Origin of the sequence: Clostridium nigeriense, assembly GCF_900086595.1 — a bacterium.
Classification (GTDB): Bacteria; Bacillota; Clostridia; order Clostridiales; family Clostridiaceae; genus Clostridium; species Clostridium nigeriense.
The window spans coordinates 1,305,395-1,311,994 of record NZ_LT575472.1 but is presented as its reverse complement, the minus strand read 5'-3'; the positions used below and the strand labels follow the sequence as shown (position 1 = coordinate 1,311,994).

Sequence of the window (6,600 nt, the reverse complement as noted above, 5' to 3'; positions counted from 1 at the left end):
TCCTAAGCTTTACAACTTCATTTGGATCTACCTTATTTAAGGCTATACGAGTATTTAGTTTATTGTCTGCAAACTTCCATAATTTAATATCTGCATCGCTAAGTCCTGGATATCCTGTGTTATTTCCTGATTCTACTTGTTTCCAATAATCATTATATCTTTTAGCATCATCATAACTCATTCCTTTTGCAAATGATGCTTCTCCAAAGAATTTCCTTCTAAGTTTATAACCACCAATTCCAATTCCAAAATTCAAGCCTAAATTAAGGAGAGTTGACTCTGTTTGATTTAATTCTAACTCGCCGACTGCAAAATTAGTAATATTACTACTTACCCAGTTTACTCCTATAGCAAAACTTGTTTCCTTTCCAATTGCCTTTACTGCTTCTTTAGCTATGATAGATTTACTTGCTCCTGCCACTCCATTTACTGCCTGCGAAACTGGAATACATAAACCTGCAACTGCCATATTAAGGTTTCCCCATAAATCATAGGCACCTTGATTCCCCATAAATACTTTATCTCTTATAGGATTTATAGCTACACTATTTAAATCTCCTATTGAAGCATAGTGGACATCTAATCCGCCTTCAACAATATTACTGATACCGTATACCCCACTACTTATTCCAGTTACTGCTGCAGTAACTACAATTGGGGTTGCTGCTCCTGCAGTGAAAAATATTGCTGCGCCACCTAATGCTATAGCTAGAGCTCCGGTAATCATCTTTACCCTACCTTCGTCTTTTCTAGCTTCCAATGCTTCTTCATAGTCTTTTTGCATTTGAGAAAATACTTTTTCTTGATTTAAAGCTGCAAGTTCAATTTCTTCTTTGTTATTCTCTACATACTCTACACTTGATTGTACCTTATTATATAAATCTAATACTTGTGTCTTATTAATTAAATCTCCACTCTTATATGATAACACTGAATTTGTTGTACCACTATATAGAACCACTGTACTTTTTAATATTTCCAATAGGCTTTTTAATTCTCCATTTGCTACAGCATATTGATTGTTTTCATAGTTTTCTATACTCCTATTAAAAACCACCAATGAATTTTTTTCAGAATTTAAATATCCTTCTATTATCGATTTTGATGGTCTCCCCCTCCAATAAATATCAGATATAGAATTAAGACTTCTGTCTATTTCATTAGATATGTTGTTTAAATATTTAATTTCATTGCTTAGCTTATCCTCAATGGATTTAATTGTCTCTCTTGACATAGTTGCATATATATTATTTTCAATAGCATAATATTGATTTTTATAAAGCAAAAAATCTGCTTGAAACCTACTAATAGCTACATAAATTGATTGTAACAAAAACTCATGGACTTCTCCAAGATAAGATTTTACAGCTGTTGCAGATTGTCCATTAAAACTCGTCATATTAATTAAGTTTGTATAACTTGTCTTCCAAGAATCTAACTGCTTATACCAGTCTTGTGTTTTTGTACAAACATCTACGTAGAACTAATCCATTGAGGAATATTTTATATTATACTGATTACTCCCCATTTTCCCCCCCCCCAATTTATATAATCTTTCTGTATTTATATAACATGTGAATACAATTGTATCTGCTGTATTCACCTTCATATAATTATAATCATCCCCAGATATTTTTATTGTGCGTCTGTCTCAATTTTCATCAGTTCCTTCAATCACCTAATAACAAAAAATCTAGCAACCATAAATTCATGCTATTGATTTATGTCTGCTAGATATTCTCTTTCTACTATTTTCCTATAAAAAATAATTGTATATTCTTATTGTTTATTAATGTAGGCATTGTAATTTTATCAAAAACACTACCTTCAATAATGTCATTTGCCCTTATTTCAACTTTACCTTTAGCATTTTCAGCAAATCTTTTTTCTAATACACACCACAGTTCATGTGCCTGTGCCTTATTTACCTTTTTATCTGGATTAAACAAATTAAGATTTTTAAATTCCTTTGCTGCTTCTGTTGATTCTATTGTGCCCTTTTCAATATAATTATTATCTGCTGATATGCATATTAAATCTCCATTAATTTCACTAAATTTTATATCTCTATTCCAATCTATTGATTTAATATCATTTATAATTTCTTCTTTATTCCCTTTAACCCATTCTACTTTGCTACTATCCCAGATTTCATCATTAGGAATATAAATAATATCTGCATCTTCAATCATAGGTTCAATTGTAAAAACTAACATTTCCTTACCATAAATATAGTTCATATGTTTCCACCCCATATAAATACTAATTCTTTTGTTGTTTTTATTAATATCTACCACCTTGTCACCTCTACTCTTCAATATCTAGTATATTTTTTTCATAGTCTATATTTTCAATATCTACTTCTATTAACTTAAACTCATCAGTATATACTCCATCCTTACCTTGAAGTCTCAAAACAGCAGATACTCTTTTATATGCTTCTAATTTTTGCTTATTTGTTAGCTTAGTACTATTACTTCCATTCTTATCAAATATTTTTCCAATTGATACCCATAATGATATATCTCTTACATCCGCAGCAAGCAACTCTATTTTACAGCTTGAATCTTCATAAAGCACTTTATGCATTCCATCTGTCACTACTGTGAATTTATCCTTATATCTATTTAACATAAAAATCACCTACCTTATATTAATATGCTTAACATTTGGATTATTCCTAAGCTGTGGTAACTCTGTACTCAAAAAAATAGTTTTAGGTTTCCATACCTCTGGTACATTCTTAGTAAATGCTGTTACTGCTCCACTTGCACCATCCGCATATCTACTTGATAAAATTCGCCAAAGCTGATCTGTTTGCTGACGACTTAATCCTAATTCTTCATATTTAGGAACTCCATTTGTCTGCTCATACAGTTTTAAATCATCCATCCATTTTCCACCAGGTGTTCTTTCTAATGTAAGCTTAAAAACTCCTTTTTCCTTGAATAATTGGTCAGCGTATCTTTCTGCCATTTCTCTTGCAGTTGTTATACCATTTACGGTTTCAACCCTTCCAGCATAAAAAATTGATCCATTTTTTTCTGTGGAAACATCCATTGTATTTGCTTTATCTAATAAATACTCATACCTTGCTTGTGGATTTGTTATTTTCTTTAATTCGTTGTATAAATTAGTTTTACTACTTCCATTATCTATTGTTCTTAGTCTATTCTCTAACTCTAGTGCTTTCTTCCTAAGCTTTACAACTTCATTTGGATCTACCTTATTTAAGGCTATACGAGTATTTAGTTTATTGTCTGCAAACTTCCATAATTTAATATCTGCATCGCTAAGTCCTGGATATCCTGTGTTATTTCCTGATTCTACTTGTTTCCAATAATCATTATATCTTTTAGCATCATCATAACTCATTCCTTTTGCAAATGATGCTTCTCCAAAGAATTTCCTTCTAAGTTTATAACCACCAATTCCAATTCCAAAATTCAAGCCTAAATTAAGGAGAGTTGACTCTGTTTGATTTAATTCTAACGCGCCGACTGCAAAATTAGTAATATTACTACTTACCCAGTTTACTCCTATAGCAAAACTTGTTTCCTTTCCAATTGCCTTTACTGCTTCTTTAGCTATGATAGATTTACTTGCTCCTACCACTCCATTTACTGCCTGAGAAACTGGAATACATAAACCTGCAACTGCCATATTAAGATTTACCCATAAATCATATGCACGATTTCCCATAAATACTTTATCTCTTATAGGATTTATAGCTACACTATTTAAATCTCCTATTGAAGCATAGTGGACATCTAATCCGCCTTCAACAATATTACTGATACCGTATACCCCACTACTTATTCCAGTTACTGCTGCAGTAACTACAATTGGGGTTGCTGCTCCTGCAGTGAAAAATATTGCTGCGCCACCTAATGCTATAGCTAGAGCTCCGGTAATCATCTTTACCCTACCTTCGTCTTTTCTAGCTTCCAATGCTTCTTCATAGTCTTTTTGCATTTGAGAAAATACTTCTTCTTGATTTAAAGCTGCAAGTTCAATTTCTTCTTTGTTATTCTCTACATACTCTACACTTGATTGTACCTTATTATATAAATCTAATACTTGTGTCTTATTAATTAAATCTCCACTCTTATATGATAACACTGAATTTGTTGAACTACTATATAGAACCACTGTACTTTTTAATGTTTCTAATAGGCTTTTTAATTCTCCATTTGCTACAGCATATTGATTGTTTTCATAGTTTTCTATACTCCTATTAAAAACCACCAATGAATTTTTTTCAGAATTTAAATATCCTTCTATTGTCGATTTTGATGGTCTCCCCCTCCAATAAATATCAGATATAGAATTAAGACTTCTGTCTATTTCATTAGATATGTTGTTTAAATATTTAATTTCATTGCTTAGCTTATCCTCAATGGATTTAATTGTCTCTCTTGGCATAGTTGCATATATATTATTTTCAATAGCATAATATTGATTTTTATAAAGCAAAAAATCTGCTTGAAACCTACTAATAGCTACATAAATTGATTGTAACAAAAACTCATGGACTTCTCCAAGATAAGATTTTACAGCTGTTGCAGATTGTCCATTAAAACTCGTCATATTAATTAAGTTTGTATAACTTGTCTTCCAAGAATCTAACTGCTTATACCAGTCTTGTGTTTTTGTACAAACATCTACGTAGAACTAATCCATTGAGGAATATTTTATATTATACTGATTACTCCCCATTTTCCCCCCCCCCAATTTATATAATCTTTCTGTATTTATATAACATGTGAATACAATTGTATCTGCTGTATTCACCTTCATATAATTATAATCATCCCCAGATATTTTTATTGTGCGTCTGTCTCAATTTTCATCAGTTCCTTCAATCACCTAATAACAAAAAATCTAGCAACCATAAATTCATGCTATTGATTTATGTCTGCTAGATATTCTCTTTCTACTATTTTCCTATAAAAAATAATTGTATATTCTTATTGTTTATTAATGTAGGCATTGTAATTTTATCAAAAACACTACCTTCAATAATGTCATTTGCCCTTATTTCAACTTTACCTTTAGCATTTTCAGCAAATCTTTTTTCTAATACACACCACAGTTCATGTGCCTGTGCCTTATTTACCTTTTTATCTGGATTAAACAAATTAAGATTTTTAAATTCCTTTGCTGCTTCTGTTGATTCTATTGTGCCCTTTTCAATATAATTATTATCTGCTGATATGCATATTAAATCTCCATTAATTTCACTAAATTTTATATCTCTATTCCAATCTATTGATTTAATATCATTTATAATTTCTTCTTTATTCCCTTTAACCCATTCTACTTTGCTACTATCCCAGATTTCATCATTAGGAATATAAATAATATCTGCATCTTCAATCATAGGTTCAATTGTAAAAACTAACATTTCCTTACCATAAATATAGTTCATATGTTTCCACCCCATATAAATACTAATTCTTTTGTTGTTTTTATTAATATCTACCACCTTGTCACCTCTACTCTTCAATATCTAGTATATTTTTTTCATAGTCTATATTTTCAATATCTACTTCTATTAACTTAAACTCATCAGTATATACTCCATCCTTACCTTGAAGTCTCAAAACAGCAGATACTCTTTTATATGCTTCTAATTTTTGCTTATTTGTTAGCTTAGTACTATTACTTCCATTCTTATCAAATATTTTTCCAATTGATACCCATAATGATATATCTCTTACATCCGCAGCAAGCAACTCTATTTTACAGCTTGAATCTTCATAAAGCACTTTATGCATTCCATCTGTCACTACTGTGAATTTATCCTTATATCTATTTAACATAAAAATCACCTACCTTATATTAATATGCTTAACATTTGGATTATTCCTAAGCTGTGGTAACTCTGTACTCAAAAAAATAGTTTTAGGTTTCCATACCTCTGGTACATTCTTAGTAAATGCTGTTACTGCTCCACTTGCACCATCCGCATATCTACTTGATAAAATTCGCCAAAGCTGATCTGTTTGCTGACGACTTAATCCTAATTCTTCATATTTAGGAACTCCATTTGTCTGCTCATACAGTTTTAAATCATCCATCCATTTTCCACCAGGTGTTCTTTCTAATGTAAGCTTAAAAACTCCTTTTTCCTTGAATAATTGGTCAGCGTATCTTTCTGCCATTTCTCTTGCAGTTGTTATACCATTTACGGTTTCAACCCTTCCAGCATAAAAAATTGATCCATTTTTTTCTGTGGAAACATCCATTGTATTTGCTTTATCTAATAAATACTCATACCTTGCTTGTGGATTTGTTATTTTCTTTAATTCGTTGTATAAATTAGTTTTACTACTTCCATTATCTATTGTTCTTAGTCTATTCTCTAACTCTAGTGCTTTCTTCCTAAGCTTTACAACTTCATTTGGATCTACCTTATTTAAGGCTATACGAGTATTTAGTTTATTGTCTGCAAACTTCCATAATTTAATATCTGCATCGCTAAGTCCTGGATATCCTGTGTTATTTCCTGATTCTACTTGTTTCCAATAATCATTATATCTTTTAGCATCATCATAACTCATTCCTTTTGCAAATGATGCTTCTCCAAAGAATTTC

6 protein-coding genes and 1 pseudogene are annotated in these 6,600 nt (G+C 30.9%); all 7 read right to left on the bottom strand.

The window, feature by feature from the left end; all coding sequences use genetic code 11:
• The coding region (locus BN6774_RS06385; protein ID WP_235829646.1) for a T7SS effector LXG polymorphic toxin at nt 1-1,405 on the bottom strand (1,405 nt) is incomplete at its 3' end.
• A gap of 343 nt (nt 1,406-1,748) precedes the next feature.
• A complete protein-coding gene (locus BN6774_RS06380) occupies nt 1,749-2,240 on the bottom strand; it encodes a hypothetical protein (RefSeq protein WP_159426819.1) in 492 nt (163 codons plus the stop codon).
• A 67-nt stretch (nt 2,241-2,307) separates the two neighbouring features.
• Nucleotides 2,308-2,634, bottom strand: coding sequence for a hypothetical protein (locus BN6774_RS06375; RefSeq protein WP_066891416.1), 327 nt, complete (start codon nt 2,632-2,634; stop codon nt 2,308-2,310).
• Between the two features lie 9 nt (nt 2,635-2,643).
• Nucleotides 2,644-4,644, bottom strand: a pseudogene (locus BN6774_RS06370) (T7SS effector LXG polymorphic toxin); the annotation flags it as partial.
• A 295-nt stretch (nt 4,645-4,939) separates the two neighbouring features.
• Nucleotides 4,940-5,431 (bottom strand): hypothetical protein, encoded by a 492-nt coding sequence (locus BN6774_RS06365; RefSeq protein WP_159426819.1) that lies wholly within the window; start codon nt 5,429-5,431, stop codon nt 4,940-4,942.
• Between the two features lie 67 nt (nt 5,432-5,498).
• A complete protein-coding gene (locus BN6774_RS06360; protein ID WP_066891416.1) occupies nt 5,499-5,825 on the bottom strand; it encodes a hypothetical protein in 327 nt (108 codons plus the stop codon).
• 9 nt (nt 5,826-5,834) lie between these two features.
• A partial coding sequence (locus tag BN6774_RS06355; protein WP_407922090.1) for a hypothetical protein occupies nt 5,835-6,600 on the bottom strand: 766 nt, incomplete at its 5' end.

Bases quoted from the DNA above. Each gene is read 5' to 3' on its own strand.
- BN6774_RS06380 (WP_159426819.1), bottom strand. From the start codon at position 2,240: ATGAACTATATTTATGGTAAGGAAATGTTAGTTTTTACAATTGAACCT.
- BN6774_RS06375 (WP_066891416.1), bottom strand. From the start codon at position 2,634: ATGTTAAATAGATATAAGGATAAATTCACAGTAGTGACAGATGGAATG.
- BN6774_RS06365 (WP_159426819.1), bottom strand. From the start codon at position 5,431: ATGAACTATATTTATGGTAAGGAAATGTTAGTTTTTACAATTGAACCT.
- BN6774_RS06360 (WP_066891416.1), bottom strand. From the start codon at position 5,825: ATGTTAAATAGATATAAGGATAAATTCACAGTAGTGACAGATGGAATG.